The 15,747-nt window shown below is 68.7% G+C and carries 13 protein-coding genes; 7 read left to right on the top strand and 6 right to left on the bottom strand.

The annotated features are described in order from the left end of the window. Positions 1 to 121: 121 nt before the first annotated feature. Entirely contained in the window at positions 122 to 1,075 is a 954-nt protein-coding gene (locus tag G3I40_RS19515; protein WP_164303418.1) for an IS481 family transposase, read from the top strand. Here the strand turns inward: G3I40_RS19515 and G3I40_RS19520 are convergent. Next, positions 1,072 to 1,821 carry an SDR family oxidoreductase gene (locus G3I40_RS19520; protein WP_164303419.1) on the bottom strand — a complete coding sequence of 250 codons (750 nt, stop codon included), beginning with the start codon at positions 1,819 to 1,821 and terminating at the stop codon, positions 1,072 to 1,074. The two genes, G3I40_RS19515 and G3I40_RS19520, sit on opposite strands and share 4 nt — an antisense overlap. A 98-nt stretch (positions 1,822 to 1,919) precedes the next feature. Between G3I40_RS19520 and G3I40_RS19525 the strand changes: the two genes are divergently transcribed. Together G3I40_RS19525 and G3I40_RS19530 are read left to right on the top strand one after the other, a co-directional pair. Further along, positions 1,920 to 2,288: a helix-turn-helix domain-containing protein gene (locus tag G3I40_RS19525; protein ID WP_343244962.1), complete on the top strand. Its 369-nt coding sequence runs from the start codon at positions 1,920 to 1,922 to the stop codon at positions 2,286 to 2,288. Between the two features lie 153 nt (positions 2,289 to 2,441). After that, entirely contained in the window at positions 2,442 to 3,143 is a 702-nt protein-coding gene (locus G3I40_RS19530) for a hypothetical protein (RefSeq protein ID WP_164303420.1), read from the top strand. Positions 3,144 to 3,296: 153 nt separating this feature from the next. Here G3I40_RS19530 and G3I40_RS19535 read toward each other — a convergent pair whose 3' ends face one another. The 4 genes from G3I40_RS19535 to G3I40_RS19550 form a co-directional block, all read right to left on the bottom strand. Next, positions 3,297 to 3,815 carry a hypothetical protein gene (locus tag G3I40_RS19535; RefSeq protein ID WP_164303421.1) on the bottom strand — a complete coding sequence of 173 codons (519 nt, stop codon included), beginning with the start codon at positions 3,813 to 3,815 and terminating at the stop codon, positions 3,297 to 3,299. Positions 3,816 to 4,097: 282 nt separating this feature from the next. After that, positions 4,098 to 4,793, bottom strand: coding sequence for a DUF3159 domain-containing protein (locus G3I40_RS19540; RefSeq protein WP_164303422.1), 696 nt, complete (start codon positions 4,791 to 4,793; stop codon positions 4,098 to 4,100). 112 nt (positions 4,794 to 4,905) lie between these two features. Beyond that, on the bottom strand, positions 4,906 to 6,810 hold the full coding sequence (locus G3I40_RS19545) for a S9 family peptidase (RefSeq protein WP_164303423.1): 1,905 nt from the start codon (positions 6,808 to 6,810) through the stop codon (positions 4,906 to 4,908). A gap of 63 nt (positions 6,811 to 6,873) precedes the next feature. Then, positions 6,874 to 7,536, bottom strand: a complete 663-nt coding sequence (locus G3I40_RS19550) for a TetR/AcrR family transcriptional regulator (RefSeq protein WP_239091826.1) — start codon at positions 7,534 to 7,536, stop codon at positions 6,874 to 6,876. A 197-nt stretch (positions 7,537 to 7,733) separates the two neighbouring features. Here G3I40_RS19550 and G3I40_RS19555 point away from each other — a divergent pair, with 197 nt between their 5' ends. From G3I40_RS19555 to G3I40_RS19565, 3 genes are all read left to right on the top strand, one after another. Then, positions 7,734 to 7,988, top strand: coding sequence for a MarR family transcriptional regulator (locus tag G3I40_RS19555; RefSeq protein WP_343244964.1), 255 nt, complete (start codon positions 7,734 to 7,736; stop codon positions 7,986 to 7,988). Positions 7,989 to 8,225: 237 nt separating this feature from the next. Then, the gene (locus G3I40_RS19560) at positions 8,226 to 9,554 is read left to right on the top strand and encodes a hypothetical protein (RefSeq protein ID WP_343244963.1); all 1,329 of its coding nucleotides are present in this window, start codon (positions 8,226 to 8,228) and stop codon (positions 9,552 to 9,554) included. A 595-nt stretch (positions 9,555 to 10,149) separates the two neighbouring features. Then, a complete protein-coding gene (locus tag G3I40_RS19565) occupies positions 10,150 to 12,399 on the top strand; it encodes a penicillin acylase family protein (RefSeq protein ID WP_203644409.1) in 2,250 nt (749 codons plus the stop codon). Positions 12,400 to 12,648: 249 nt separating this feature from the next. Here the strand turns inward: G3I40_RS19565 and G3I40_RS19570 are convergent, their stop codons facing one another. After that, complete coding sequence (locus tag G3I40_RS19570; protein ID WP_164303426.1) at positions 12,649 to 14,700, bottom strand: pyridoxamine 5'-phosphate oxidase family protein; 2,052 nt, start codon at positions 14,698 to 14,700, stop codon at positions 12,649 to 12,651. Positions 14,701 to 14,925: 225 nt separating this feature from the next. On the opposite strand from G3I40_RS19570, the gene G3I40_RS19575 reads away from it, so the two are divergent. After that, positions 14,926 to 15,513 carry a TetR/AcrR family transcriptional regulator gene (locus tag G3I40_RS19575; protein ID WP_164303427.1) on the top strand — a complete coding sequence of 196 codons (588 nt, stop codon included), beginning with the start codon at positions 14,926 to 14,928 and terminating at the stop codon, positions 15,511 to 15,513. Positions 15,514 to 15,747: the final 234 nt, after the last annotated feature.

Below are 15,747 nucleotides of genomic sequence, written 5' to 3' on the forward strand. Positions count from 1 at the left end.
TGTTCTGTCCGGGGAGGTTGTGGACAGTGACAGGGTTCACGGCTGATCGATCTTGAAATGGGTGAGGGCCTTCTGGCCTGGTGTGGATTGCGACATCTGCACCAGCAACAGAAAGGCCCTCGTGCCCCACCGTAATGCACCTCTGACCGAGACCGGACGGCTGCGGCTGGCCCGCTGCGTGGTCCATGACGGCTGGCCGCTGCGCCGGGCCGCGGAACGCTTTCAGGTCTCGCCCACCACCGCCCAGCGCTGGGCCGGCCGCTACCGTGCCCTGGGCGAGGCCGGCATGAGCGACCGCTCCAGCCGCCCCCGTCACAGCCCGGACCGGACACCGACCCGCACCGAACGCCGGATCATCAAAGTCCGTGTCCTGCGCCGCTGGGGACCGGCACGCATTGCTCACCTGCTCGGCCTGGTGCCCTCGACCGTCCACCGCGTCCTGACCCGCTACCAGCTCGCCCGGCTCACGCACCTGGACCGGGCAACCGGCCGGGTCATACGCCGCTACGAACGCGACCGGCCCGGCGAACTCGTCCACGTGGACATCAAGAAACTCGGCAACATCCCCGACGGCGGCGGCCACAAGGCCCTGGGCCGCCAAGCAGGCCGCGCAACCCGGTCCGGCGCCGGCTACAGCTACATCCACACCGCCGTCGACGACCACTCCCGGCTCGCCTACAGCGAGATCCACACGGATGAGCGCAAGGAAACCGCGACCGGCTTCTGGCAGCGGGCCCACGCCTACTTCACCAGCGCGGGCATCACCGTTGAACGCGTCCTGACGGACAACGGCAGCTGCTACCGCTCCCGCACCTGGCGCGATGCCCTGGCAGCGACCGGGATCGCACACAAGCGAACCCGGCCCTACCGCCCGCAGACCAACGGCAAGGTCGAACGGCTGAACCGCACCCTGCTCGACGAATGGGCCTACGCCCGCCCCTACCGCTCAGAAGCCGAACGCCGCGAAGCGTTCCCGCAGTGGCTGCACTCCTACAATCACCACCGCGGACACACCGCGCTCGCAGGCCAACCACCCGCCAGCCGCGTCCCCAACCTCACAGGTCAGTACAACTAGCGAACGAAGGGCCGGTCGTAGGGCGCGCGATCGCGCGCGGCGATGACCTCCTCGGCCAACGGTCCGACCGGCACTCGCAGCGGCACGCTCGGCAGTTCCACGAGGTCCGCCAGAGCTGTGGCGACGTACTCCGGGGTCACCATGACCTCCGGGGGAATGCCCCCGGAGAGCAGCTCGGCGTAGGGGTCGTCGGGAAGCCGGTAGGTGAGCATGTCGTCGAGCGCGCCGGAGCTGATCGGGCCGGGCTGGGCCAGGGTGACGTCGATGCCGAAGTCCGCGACCTCGACGGCAAGGGTCTCGGCGAAGCCTTCCAGGGCCCACTTCGTGGCCGCGTACGCGGCGTTGCCGGGGATCACGGTTCGCCCGCCGACGCTGGAGACGAACAGCAGCCGTCCCTGCCGGCGCCTGCGCATCTGGGGCAGCAGGGCTTGGGTGACGCGGATCGCCCCGACGGTGTTCTGCGCGTAGAGGCGTTCGAGCTCGTCGGTCGGGCTGGCTTCGACGGCGGCTCGGAAGATGACGGCGGCGTTCGAGAGGAGGGTGTCGATCTCTCCGGCCTGTTCGACGGCAGCCTCCACGCTGGCCTGATCGCTGACATCCAGCCGCAGCCGCTGGTCGACGTCGAGGTCCTCCAGGGTGCGGGGGTCGCGGGCAGTGGCGACGACGCGGTGGCCGCGCTTGGCCAGCTCGCGGGCGGTGGCTCGGCCGACACCCTTGGAGGCGCCGGTGATCAGGATCGAGGCCATGGCTCGGATGCTCCTTGGTCGTTGCGAGGCGGGCGAAGGGGGTCGCCCACGCGTGTGGGTTCGGTTTTCGAACTGACTACACGAGCTACAGTAGCACCGTGAGTCAGAAAATCGAATCGACCAATCTTGGTGCCCCCCGGGTCTGCCCCATCGCCGACGCTCTGGAGATCGTCGGCGAACGCTGGAGCCTGCTCGTCCTGCGTGAAATCGGCTTCGACGTCCACCGCTTCAAGGACATCCAGGTCAACACCGGTGCCCCCAGGGAGACCCTCGCCCTGCGACTGCGCAAACTGGAAGAAGCCGGAGTCATCGAGCGGCGCCGCTATTCCGAGCGCCCGCCCCGCGACGAGTACCTGCTCACCGCGGCCGGGCGGGACCTTCTCCCCGTGCTCGGCGCATTGCGTGCGTGGGGAGAGCAGCATGCCGCTCCGACGTCCCGCTCCTCCGCCGCGGCAGGCGAACGCTGAGTTCGCACTCCGGCCGTCATAGCTGTTGGCAAACGAGACGGTCGTGGCACAGCGGCGTCATGAGGTGCTCGGCATCTGTGGTTGCCACCGGCTGCCACTGTGCCGAGTAGTAGCGTGCCGGGCAGTGATCCGGGCCGGGGTGGGGGAGTAGCGATGCGGTTTCCACTGTTCGATGAGCGGGGCCCGCTGGCGGCGCACGAGTTCGAGGCGCTGCGGTCCCTGAACGCCGCGTTCCTGGCGGCGCGCGACGAGTGGCAGACGGCGTGCACCATGGGCGACCGGCTGTACAGGGGCAGTGAGGCGGCCGATCTGCGCACCGCGCCGACGGCGTTCTCGTTCTACGAGGAAGCCATCGGTCAGATCGCGGACGGGGTGACCGCGTACCAGCGGCGGGCGGCCCTGGTCGCCTGGCGGTACACGGCGGCCGCGCTCGTCCTGGGCGTGGCCGTGCTGCGGCGCGTTGGGGAGGCCAAGCCGGCTCTGACCGTCACGGGGGTGGAGGAGCTGTGCCAGGAGCCGACCCTGGGGCAGTTGAAGGAGGCGCTAACGATCCCGGGGGCCGGCCTGACGCCCGAGCGCCCGCCCCAAGCCGCCCTGCCTGGTGAGCGTGAGGACCCTGCGCGCCGGTGGGCCATGGTGCGTGACGGCGTGGACGGCGTGATGGATCTGGTGCTGGCGCTCGCCGCCGAAGAGGAAGCGGCCCACCCGCGGACCAAGGAAGAAGCCGCCACCTGCCTGCTCACCCAGCACTGCCCGCCCCACGCCGCCCCGACCTACAACGGCGTCCTGGAGCCACTGTTCCGACTGGCGGAGGAAGTGCCCTACGACATCAGCCGGGTCATCAACCGGGGCTGAGGGACTCGGCCCCTGAACTCATCGCGCCTGATTACTGGCATCGGTCATGGACAGTCCCGACTGGCCTGTTCCCCGTATGGCTGTGCGGGGATGGGGATCCGCGCTTCCGTCGGCTGCTGCTCGACCCCGCCACTCCAGGCGCCCCGTCCTGCGTCAGTCCTGCGAGGTGCCCATGGAGTCGAAGGTCTCGCGCATCAACTGGTCGATGGTGCCCGGCTTTTCGACCAGGGAGTCGAAGAGGTCCGCGAGCAGCCACAGCACGAAGCCGTGGACCATGGCCTCCTTCGGCGGGATCGTCCCGTACTGGTCGCGCCAGGCCACGGTGTCCATGCCCATGGCGGCGGCCATGAGGACTCCGGTGGCCATCGGCACCTGCTCCGGTTCGGCCTTCTCGAAGGAGGGCAGCTTACGGATCACCGTGGGGACGAGGTCGCTGAGCGGATCGATTTGCTTCCCGCCGCCGGGCGGTTCAGCGATCAGATATCCGGTCAACACCCCCACCAGGAACACCGTGCCCCGGGAGACCTCCTCACGCCCGACGGAGTCCATGGCGGCCTGCACCCGCTGGTGCGCTTGTTGGCGCTCCTGCTCGGGCGTCTGCCTGTCCAGGATCCGGTAGGTGTCCCACGCCGCACGGATCGCCTCATCCACCACTACGCCGTTACTGCTCATGACCTGCCCTCACTCGTCATACCTCGACCGTAACGAGTCGAAGCCCGCTACGGAGACCCGAGAGCCGGAGCCGATGCCCGGCCGTGGAGGCCGGGCATCGGCTTCGCGTGAGCTGGTGCGCCGGCACCAGCCTCCTCCCCTGCCGCGGTCTGCTGCCGCGAGACGTCGACACGGATCGGGCGGCGCTGCTGTCGCAGCGGCCCACTGTGCGCCGGACCCGCAGCGACCCCGGACGCTGTGAGCGCGCCGGGGCCGGACGGTGTCTGCCCGGTACGGGCGCGGTCAGGAGCTTGTTGCGGGCTGCTGCGCGGAGAGCATCTTGAGGCGCTGCGTGGCGCGACGGCCCGCCCACAGAACGCTGAGGAAGGCGAGGGCGAGGAGCGGGTAGCCCATCAGGATGCGCGCGATGGCCAGCCAGCCGGTGCGGTCCTCCGCGTACAGCCACTGCCAGACGGCGCAGCGAGCGGCGAAGACGCCTACGAGAGTGAGGGTGGCGATGTCGTAGGCGCGACGGGCAGGCTTGTCGCGGAGCCACGCGGTACCGCTGCCGTTGAGCGCTCCCCAGACTATTCCGGCCAGCGGGCGGCGCACGAGCAGGGAGATGAGGAACAGGGCGGCGAGCGCGGCGTTGCTCCAGATCCCGGTCAGGAAGAAGCCCTTGGCCGAGCCGGTCTTCCACGCGACGAACGAGGCGACCGCGACGCCGAACAGCCCGGAGAGGGCGGGCTGCAGGGGTTCCTTGCGGACCAGGCGGAGCACGGAGATGGCCACGGCGACGCCGACCGCGATGCAGATGGCGTAGGTCAGTCCGAAGGACGAGTTGGCCACGACGAAGGCGACGATGGGCAGGGCCATGTACACCAGCCCTGTCGTGCCGCCCATCTGCTCCAGCGGAGTCTGCTTGGGGCGGGTGGCGCGCGCCTGGTCGGTGCCGTCGGGAGCGGGCGTGTGGGGGGAGGGGTGTCCGTTCTCGGTCATGCGGAATCAACTCATCAGGTAGGTATGTGGTGTGACCGAATGCCAGGAACTGGTGATGTGAGGCGGCGGGCGTGCCGGCGTGTGGTCCTGCCGCTGGTGCGAGGCCCGTCGGTTACTGCGGGTCTGTCTCTGCGTGCAGGTGGCGGGCGAGGAACGTGTCGGCCGCGCGGTAGGCGTCGATGATGTTCTGCGGGTTCACGAAGCCGTGCCCCTCGTCGTCCTTGACCATGTACTCGACCTCGACGCCGCGGTTTCGCAGGGCGTCCACGATCTGGTCCGACTCGGCCTTGACGACGCGGACGTCGTTGCTTCCCTGGATCACCAGCAGCGGGGCCCGTACGTCGTGCACCCGGCTGATGGGCGAGCGGGCGAGGAGGTCCGCCTCCTGCTCGGGGTCGGCGGGGTCGCCGGCGAAGAGGTACCAGTTGCTGATCAGATGGGGGCGGGTGAACGGGGGGAGGGTCCGCAGGAACGTGACGAGGTTGGAGATGCCGCAGATGTCGATCGCGGCTGCGAAGACGTCCGGGGTGAAGGAGGCGCCGACCAAGGCGGCGTAGCCCCCGTAGGAGCCTCCGAAGATCGCGACGCGGTCCCTGTCCGTGAAGCCGTTCTCGACGGCCCAGTCGACGGCGTCGAGAAGGTCGTCGTGCATCTTCCCGGCGAGTTCCCCGATGCCGGCCTTCAGGAACGTTTTGCCGTAGCCGGTGGAGCCCCGGAAGTTGACCTGTAGGACCGCGTAGCCGCGATGGGCCAGCAGTTGGACGAGGGGGTTGTAACCCCAGCTGTCGCGGGTCCAGGGGCCGCCGTGTACGAGGAGAACCGTCGGCAGTGCGGTCGGTGCCTGTCCCAGCGGGAGTGTCAGGTAGGAGGGCAGCTGCAGCCCGTCTCGTGCGGGGATCGTGACGGGGGCCATGGGGGCGAGGACCTCGGGGCCCAAGTGCGGGTAGGGACGGAACAACAGCCGGCTGGTTCCGGTGGTGTGGTCGTAGTAGTAAGTGAGGCCGGGATCGCGGTCGTTGGTGAAGCTGACCACCCAGCGCTCGCCGCTCGTGTCCGACGAGAGGGCCGAGACGTCACCGTCGGACAGCTTCTCCAGATTCTTCAGCACGGCGGCGAATCCGGGATCGAGGGGCCTGATCACCTGCCGCTCGCCGAGGTAGCGCACGCCGAGCAGTTCGCCGCTGCCGCGGTGGCAGATGAGCGCGGACGGCAGAGCGGGGAAGACGGTGGACCTCGTGTCCAGGTCGAAGGCGGGATGGGCGTCCACCTCGGTCTCCTCGCCGGTGGCGAGGTCGAGGCGGATCAGCCGCGTGCGGTCGCCGTCGCGATGGGAGCCGAGCCACACTCCGGTGCCGTCAGGGGTCAGCCGGGCCGGTTGGATGCCCATCGGGTAGTCGGCGCCCGGGAACGTGGTGACCCGACGCGTCGCGCCCTTCTCGGGGTGCCATTCGGCCAGTTCGACATCGCCGTCGGCCGTGCGGATCTGGGCGTAGAGCTCGCCTGCGGGGGTGTGCAGCCAGCCCATGACCTGGCCCGGATTCTGCGCCAGCGTCGTCAACCGGCCCTCGGCGATGTCCAGTTCGCACAGGTCGAACTGAGCGGGATCGCGGTGGTTGATCCACAGGGTAGCTTTGCCGGGACGCGTGGGCGCCATCTCGAAGCCGAAGGCCGTTGCCGAGGGGAACGGGGTGAGATCGACCGCTTCCGCGTCCGGGTTCTCCAGGTCGACCCGGAACAGGTGCCACTTTTCGTCGCCGTCGCCGTCCTGCTCGTAGAGCAGCCAACGCGGGTCGTTCGTCCAGTGGTACGTGTGTACGCTCCGGTGGGCGTCCGCGGCGACGCAGCGGGGGCGCGGCGGGCCGTCGACGTTCTCCAGCCAGACGTTCAGGTGGCCGTCCCGCGGCGCCAGGTAGGCGAGGGTCGAGCCGTCGGGGGAGATCGACGCGCCGGCCCTGACCGGGGAGCCAAGGAAGTCGTCGACGCTCAGGGACGGGGTCGTGCGCGGACCTGTGCTCATGCGGACTCTCCTCGTGAGTGGGGCACGGGTGGGGGGTCGGCAGGGTGGTGGTGCGCGGTCTGTTCAGGAGATGGGCGGGCCGATCACGCTGCCGGTGGCCGCACTGATCGCCTGCGCGTAGCGCCGCGCGAGCGCCGGTACATCGGCGAAGTCCGCCGGGTCGCTGCCGGCGAGAATCGCCGCGCCGATGTCTTCGTCCATGACCCGGACGACCGACACGGCGGCTGCCGCGTGCATGCGTACGTCCAGGTCGTCGGCGTGGCGCTCCAGCCGGGCGGCGATGACCTGCCCCATCTCCCGCTCCATCTGGTCGCAGGCCATCAGCCAAGCGGTACGGAGTGCCGGTTCGGTGTCGGCGAGGCGGATCATCTTCATGGCGAGCATCTCGTCGGCGAGGTCGACGGGCGGCCTCTCGCGACCGAGCCTCGTCAGCTCCGCGGCGAGATGTCCCTCCAAGGAACTCTCGCGGGGCCATGCGCGCAGCACGCTCATCAACGTGACGACGCCTTGCATGACGATCGGCTCGGCGCAGCTCTCCTTGCTGCGGAAGTGCCGCCAGATCGTCCGCGTGGAGAGGCCGACGGCCTGGGCGATCTGGTCGCCGCTCGTCGCGGCCACCCCCTGCTCCCAGAACAGCCGGGCAGCTTCCCGCGAGATCTCCAGCCGCAGCCGCGCGCGGCGTACCTCGCTCATGCCGCCACTGTTCTTCTCTTTCACGGGGGCCATCGCTTCGCCACCTTTCCCTTCGTCCTTGAACGACAGTCTGTCACTTAGTGACATCGAGTGCAAGGGGGACCCAGAAATGGCTCGTCAGATTCCTGCGGCGGCTGTGTGCGTGATGCCTCCGACCTCGAGTTCGCCGCCCACGACCCTGGTCAACACCGCTGCCCGTGTGCTGGTGAGGATCAACGACCGGCGTGCCGGTGCTGGCCGCCCTCGCGCAGGGAGGCGCGATGTCCCAGAAGGAACTGGCCCGGCTGGCCCGGATCGAACAACCTTCCATGGCGCAGCTGTTGGCCCGTATGGAGCGGGACGGGCTCGTCGAACGCGCCCCCGCCCCGGACGACCGACGCGGCAGCCTGATCTCACTCACCGCCGTCGCAGGCGGTACGACGCCGCAGCCCAGAGCCATTGCATGCCTCCCGATCGGACTCTGGCCGACTCGGCCGGTCACGTGACCGGCCGAGTCGGAGACAGCGATTTGCTTCCGCGCGCGAATATTCAGGAGACCAGCCGGAGGGGGTGGCATAGCATCACCGCAGATCAGACAGGTCACATGCACATACTGCGGGGCACGCATGGGTGGGGACGACGGAACCGGAGTGGCGGCTGCCGTACGGCTGGGTGAAGGGGTGCCGTTGGGCGAGGTACTCGATGTCCGTGACCCTGACTCGTGGCTCAGCCTCGATCTCGGTGTGCGGGAACTCGCCTGGTCGCAGCGACAGTTGATGCCGACGCGGGCCGAAGTCATCAACGGGCAGGCGAGTGGGGGCCTCGAGGGATCCGCCGTTCGACGGCAGGGCCGGGAGCTCGACGACGCCCGGCTCGCCTTGGCGCTGTGCCACGCTGACGGGCGGGTTCGAAAGGCGGCCGTGGGCAAGGCCGCGGGACGGCCCGCGCTGTTGCCGCTCGTGGTCGTCCGATGTGCCGACTGGGCGGCTCCGGTGCGCGAGCGAGCCCGCACTGTGCTGCGGGTCGGGCTCGACGGCGCGGATGTCGCAGGGCTCGCGGCGCTGGTGCTGAAGTCTGGGCGCCGGGACCGCGGGGAGTTCGCGGTCGGGCTGTTGCGCGAGCTGCTGCGCCAGGCACCGCACGGGCGGCTCATACCGCTGCTCGCCGATCGGGACCTTGACGTGCGCAGGTTCGCTCATCGCATCGCCGTGGCCGAACGTCGGCTGACTCCCGCCGAATTGGCCCGCACCGCCGCACGCGACAAGGACATGGTCGTCCAGAATCTGTGCGCCGACGCCGCGCTCGCAGGAGCGTCGGAAACCGACTACGACGAAGTGCTCGTGCCACTGCTCGGCTCCCGTAACCCTTGGGTGCGGTCGGCCGGTGTGACCGGGCTGCGGCGGGCTGGGCAGGCGGGCCGAGCACAGGAGTTCCTGGCCGACCGTTCGTCGCTGGTGCGGGCCTGCGCGCGCTACGTCGTACGACAAGAGGGAGTCGATCCGCTTCCGCTGTACCGGGACTGGTGCACGCGTGGTGGCGAGATGCCGCCGGGGGCGCCGGCTGGACTCGGCGAATGCGGGGTACGCGCCGATGCCGAACTGCTGTGGCCGCTGGTCAGACACCCTGTGGGTGCGGTCCGGGTGGGCGCGGTGGTGGGGCTGCGCGCCCTAGACGCGGTGGAGGCAGAACGTCTGCGCACGCTCGTCGACGACCCGGCACCGGCCGTCGCACGCGAGGTAGTGACTGCGCTCGCCCCGTCAGCAGGCAGTCTGGATGCCGACTGGCTGCTCGCTCGGCTCGCACCGGACCGGCCCCGGCACACCCGGCTCGCCGCGTTCCGGTTGCTCGACGTACAGGGCGGACTGATCCAACTGCGTTGCGCCGTCGCCTTGTTGAACGATTCGGACGACAAGCTGCGCCGCTGGTCCGAGCAGTCTGTCCAGCGCTGGCGGCCATCGACGGACCGGCCGTTCGGGGATGCACAGGTGGCTGAGCTCCTCGGGCAGTGCGAGCACCTTTTCAGCACGTACGTACTGGACCGTCTCAAGCGAGAGGCAGGAATCAGGAGCTGACCGTACGACATACGACATGCCCTCGCCCACCAGACCTTCGACGGGACGGGGGTCATCACCTGCCCGAACAAGGCCGCGACCAGCGGGGTGCACCCGGTGTGCACCCAGGCCCCATCGAAGGCCGGTCTATGCAGGCCAGAGCACATCCCTAGCTCTACACGACGCAGCGGGTCAACTCCGCTCGCTGGAATCGGAGTTCGGCTTCGAGCCAAACCTGCCGGCGCCGCGCCCACCGGTTGCAGAAGGCCGGATTCTTCGACCGGCTTCAACCGCCCTGCTCCCGGAGCAGAACGAGGCTGCCGATCTCCACGGACGCACGCGATGACTCGGTAGTTGATTGGATGGGCCAGGGCGGTGCGCGAAGGAGTTCGACCGACGCCTGGGGGCCTGGCGCGCCGGGGGAGAGGCCGCACTGCATGAACGTCGCTGGTGCCGACCCCGTCGGGCGCCAACGGATCAGCTGTTGGCACCTCCTGACGGCCCATCACTGGTGAACTGCTGATTCCGTTTAGTTGCGTACGAGGTCTTGTCAGGTGGCACGCCCGATGGATAGGACTCTCCGTGGGAGTGATCATCGGAGGTCTGGGGAGGCCGCGTGCCGAAGGCGGAAGTGTTCGTGAGTCAGGCCGGACAGCCGGAGGTGAGCCGACGGCGCGTACTTGGCTCGGCGGCGGGGCTGGCGGCGGCCGTGGCGATGGTGCCCTCCGGGACCGCGTTCGCGGCGCAGTCGCAGGGCTTGTCCGACGACGACCGACGGCGCGGACACGCCGGCCGGGTGACGATCACCCGCGACGACTGGGGCATCCCGCACATCGTCGGGGACACCGACGCCGACGCCGTGTTCGGGATGATGTACGCGCAGGCCGAGGACGACTTCAACCGGATCGAGCAGAACTACCTCGTCGCGCTGGGCCGTCTCGCCGAGGCCGAGGGCGAGAGCGCGATCTGGCAGGACCTGCGCCAGCGGCTCTACCTGGACCCGGAGAAGCTCAAGCGGGACTACGCCAAGTGCCCCGCCTGGCTGCGTACGTTGATGCAGGCCTGGGCCGACGGTCTCAACCACTACCTCGCGACGCATCCCGAGGTGCGACCGCGCGTGCTGGACCGCTTCGAGCCGTGGATGCCGCTGAGCTTCTCCGAGGGCAGCATCGGTGGCGACATCGAGTCGGTGCTCCTCACCCAGCTCGAGGCCTTCTACGAGCAGCGTGAAGTGCCGATGACCGACGAGGAGCGCGGCCTCGTCCTGCGCGAACCCACCGGGTCCAACGGTTTCGCGATAGCGCCCAGCCACACGCGCGACGGCCACGCACTGCTGCTGATCAACCCGCACACCAGCTTCTTCTTCCGCTCGGAACAGCACGTGACGAGCCGTGAAGGGCTCAACGTCTACGGCGCGGCAACCTGGGGACAGTTCTTCATCTACCAGGGCTTCAACGCGCGCACCGGCTGGATGCACACCACGAGCGGCGTCGACAACATCGACGAGTTCGCCGAGACGATCGTGACGAAGGCCGATGGGTCCCGCTGCTACCAGTACGGCGACGCCCTGCGACCCGTGACGACGAAGACGATCACCCTGTCCTTCCGCACGGACGAGGGAAAGCAGAAGCGGCGCAGCTTCACCACATACGCCACGCACCATGGACCCATCGTGCGCGAGTCCGACGGCAAGTGGATCGCCTGCGCGCTGATGAACAAGCCGGTGGAGGCACTCAAACAGAGCTTCCTGCGGACCACGACCGGGAACTACGCGGACTACCTCAAGGTGGCAGGGCTGAAGGCCAACAGCTCGAACAACACGCTCTTCGCCGACGCGAAGGGCGAGATCGCCTTCCTGATGCCGCAGTTCATGCCCAAGAGGCAGGACCGCTTCGACTACCTCAAGCCCGTGGACGGCAGCGACCCGGCCACCGACTGGCACGGGCTGCACAGCCTGGACAGCATGCCGCAGGTCGTGAACCCGAAGAACGGCTGGGCGTTCAACACGAACAACTGGCCGTGGACCGCTGCCGGCGCCGACAGCCCGAAGAAGAACGCCTACCCGCGATACTTCGACAAAGTGGGCGAGAATCCGCGCGGCCCCCACGCGATACGCGTGCTGAGCGCACGGGACGACTTCACCCCGCAGACGCTGATCGAGGCGGCGTTCGATCCCTACCTGACCGCGTTCGCACGGCTGGTGCCCGGGCTCGTCGCAGCCTGGGACCAGCTGGCCGAGGACGACGGCCAGAAGGCGGAACTGGCTGGACCCGTCGGGCTGTTGCGCGACTGGGACTTCCGGTGGGACGCGGAGTCGACCGCGACGTCCGTGGCCGTGTTCTGGGGCGAGGACCTGTGGGCCCTCACCTCCGCGGCGGCGACGGACGCCGGCCTGTCGGTCTGGGACTACATGGCTGAGCGTGCCACGGACGCTCAGCGGCTGAAGGCGTTGGCGACGGCGACCGGGAGGCTGGTCCGGGACTTCGGCGACTGGCGGGTGCCCTGGGGCGACATCAACCGCTACCAGCGCAACGACGGGGCGATCGTCCAGCAGTTCAGCGACGACGAACCGAGCATCCCCGTCCCCTTCGCCTCGTCGCGCTGGGGCTCCCTCGCCTCCTTCGGAGCACAGGCGTACCCGGGAACCAAGCGCTACTACGGAACCAGCGGCAACAGCTTCGTGGCGGTGGTCGAGTTCGGGCCGCGGCTGCGCGCCTGGGCGGTGACGGCGGGCGGAGCGAGCGGACACCCCGACTCGCCCCACTTCGCCGACCAGGCCGAGCGGTACGCGGCGGGCAACCTGCGCCCGGTCTACTTCTACCCCGACGACCTCAAGGGCCACGTCGAACGCCGGTACCGTCCGTGATCCGAGGTCCGTTCCGCTCCGGGCGACACAGTAGAAGGCTCCAACGCGTCCTTTGCGCGTGGGCGTTGATCGGCAACCGTTACTGCGACGAACGTCGATTCTTCTACGGCCGTAAGCGCGCCGAGGGCAAAGGCCGTACCCAGGCCCTGCTCACTCTCGCTCGGTGAGGTCAACGTTCTGCGGGCCCTGTTCCGTGACGGGTGGTGCTGCGAACCGCTGCCGCCCGTCACAGCAGCGGTTTGACGGCGATCAGTAATCGAATTTCTCGAATTGCACGTACTCTCCCGACGTCCATTCCAGGAGCGACTTCCTCAAGCCAGGGCCCGCGCACACATAGAAGCGACGCTTGCTTTCGGCGCTCTGGGCCAGAACGTCATCCTTGCCGATCCGGCGGTCGTGGACGACGGCACCGAGTTGACGAACAATCGCCCTCTCCGTGTCGTGGCTGCCGTCGAGAGACTGGGTGACGAACAGTTCCGTCACCGCTGCCAGTCCGTCGATCCGGCCCAGGACGTCGACTGCCAGCGGCAGGTCATCCGCTTGCAGACTCCAGAGAACCCGCATCCTCCGGTCGGACTCCAGCACCGGCCGCGCCTGGGCCATGAGGGGTGTGATCCCCACTCCGCCGGCCACCACGACGATGTCGCCGTCGGTATAAGGGTCCATGGCTTCCTCTGCGTACCTCACCTCGTCTTCGCCGCCGAAGCCCAGTACGGCGGCGGAAAGCTGTGTGCCGGGGTGCCAGCCGGCCAGGAGCGAGGTGACGGGCCCGTTCCTCCTGACGGTGATGTCGAATTCGACTCCGTGCAGGGGCCCCTGCTGCCCCGTTCCCGTGGCTGGTTCTTCAGCGACGGGAGCCGGTGGACTCGAGATCGTGAAGGTTCTGACGTAGTCGTCGTTGAGGGACCGGGGGTCGTGATCGCGCATGTGCGACCATCCACGATCGAGCGTGCCGGAGAAATCAAGGGTGATGTGCTGTCCCGCGCGCCACGGCTGGAGATGCTGGAACGCTGCACGGGGCTGCGCAGCGGGGAGGGCATCGAGGCGGAAGGCGTACCGCGAGATCGTCGGCGTCAGATGCTGCGCACGGATCAGTGTCGCCTGCGCCTTTCCGACCGGCCGCCCCTCCGCGTCGACATCATCGGCGGAGTGGAGGTCCGCTCCGCCGATCTCGTGCGCCAGCTTGCGCACCGGCGGGTTGTAGGGCGACTGGTCCAGGAGCCGCCCACGGAACGGCAGTCCGTCCTTCACGAAGCGAGCTGCCTCCACCGTCACCCGGACGGCGAGCTTGCTGCGCGCGATCAGTGAGGTGGCGTCCGCGCCGACCATGACCTCTGCTCGTCCCGTCAGGTAGAGGACGTCACCGGTTTCGAAGTCGGGGAAGGTGATTCCTACGGCGGGGTCGGTCTTGATGTTTCCCAGCGTCTGGTAGAGGCGGTTTCCCGAGTATTCGGGGTACACCAGGACGACACCGTCGGTGTCGGAGTTGCTGTGCACCCGCACGAACCCGGGCGCGCCGCCCCGGTTGTTGGTGTCCATGCTCTCGGCGCCATGCCTGCTGGAGATGAAGAAGATGTCGGACTTGGCAATGAGCTGTTCCGCTTCGGGTGGCAGCGGAAGCCGGTCGCCGACCAGCGTCGGAGACGGGGCATGAGGTCGGACGGCTTTCCTGTTCAGGTACTTCGGGCAGTTCCCCAGCGTCTCTTCCACGGCGAGGGCCACCTGCACCTCTGCCGTCCCCTCAGGTCCGTCGGCAGTCGCGTTCTTGTCCGACGCCCCGGCCAGAACGGCTCCTCCGAGGACTCTCCCGGCAATTTTGACCCGTGACCTGGTCGCCAGGTCGATCACCAGGCCTGCGGCTTGCCTTCCCCTGCCCTCGTGTCTGACGAGGATGTCGTCGCGGCTGCGTCCTTCCTCAACGCTCTCTTGTCCTTCGCCGCTCGTACGGTGGATGTGGCCGGCGTCGTCGGAGAACAGGGCTTCCAGCGCCGGGTCGAACCCGAGGGTGCCCGCGCTCTCCTCTGCGGGCTGGGGCGTGAGGTGAGTCAGAGATGTCACCTTCAGCATGTCTCTGGCCACGGTAGTCGTAGTGCCCGGCTGCCCACCGAGCACCGTGGTCCATACCCGGCCGTTCCGGTCGACCGTCCCCAGAGCGATGAGAGGGCTCTGTGCCATCCAGGGCGTGTAGTCCATGGGCAGCCCGGGAGCTGTGGGATTGCCTTCGTAGGGCACTTGGAGAAGCTGATGCATGGCCTCTTCACCCTCGTGCCACTGCGGTCGCGAGCGCGGAAGATTCGTCATGAGGTCTTCTCCTCCCGTGGTGCCTTGGTGAGAGCGGCATGCCGGTTCGTCGCCGTGCTCTCGTCAGTCACGGCTCCCAGTGGGGCACGGGAACGGGATTCATGCTTGCCCGGATCGCCGAGAGTGCGGCCGCACCACGGCGAGGGCCAGACACACTCCCGAGATAGAACCGGTCAGTACCATCTCAGGTTACCTCACGATCGAACCGATTGTTACCATCACCTCATGCCTGTTGCGAAAGGTTCCACCATCGACCCCGAGCGGACGCGCGCGACGATCGTGCATGCCGCCACCCAGGTGCTGTACGAGCGGGGGCTGGACGGCATCGGGGTGGCGGAGCTCTGCAGGCGTCTCGGGGTGTCCAAGGAAACGCTCTACCGGCACTTCGGCACCAAGGACGGCCTCGTGCACGCGGTGCTCGAAACGCGAAGTGACAGTGTCATCGAGTGGCTGACCGATACGGTCTCATCGAGCGGGGACAGCCCGGCCGACCAGCTCGCGGCACTGTTCCGAGCCCTCCAGGGCTGGTACGACGGCCCGGACTTCCGTGGCTGCGCCTTGATCAACGCCGCCACGCAGCACCACACCGACGCCGTCCGCGCCATCGTGGGCCGCCACGTCGACCGCTACCTCGAACTGTTCGTCGGCATTGCGGAGCGAGCCGGCGCTTCCGATCCGCGGGAACTGGCGCTGCAGCTGCTCGTCCTCGCGGAGGGCGCCACGGTCGTCGCCGACCATCACAGCGACGCGCGGGCCGGCGAACTCGCCGGCCGGGCCGCTCTCACCCTCCTCGCCGCGGCCGGGCGATCCTGATCGCTCACCGGCCGGTCTGGCCCCGGGAAAGAACTTCGCCGTCATACGAGGCCTGTCCTCCAGGTCGCCGAACGGATATCACCGGCGTCTGCCCCGGCTGCGCTCAGCCGTTGTGCGGCGGGTAGTTGCTCACGCGCTCCCGCCTCTCCTCACCCCTCGATCGCGTCGCGCCGCAGACTGCGTAGCAGCACGAACCGTGAGAGCTGCGGAGGTTCCTCGTCGTCACGTGGACCC

This window comes from Streptomyces sp. SID14478 (assembly GCF_010548525.1).
Classification (GTDB): domain Bacteria; phylum Actinomycetota; class Actinomycetes; order Streptomycetales; family Streptomycetaceae; genus Streptomyces.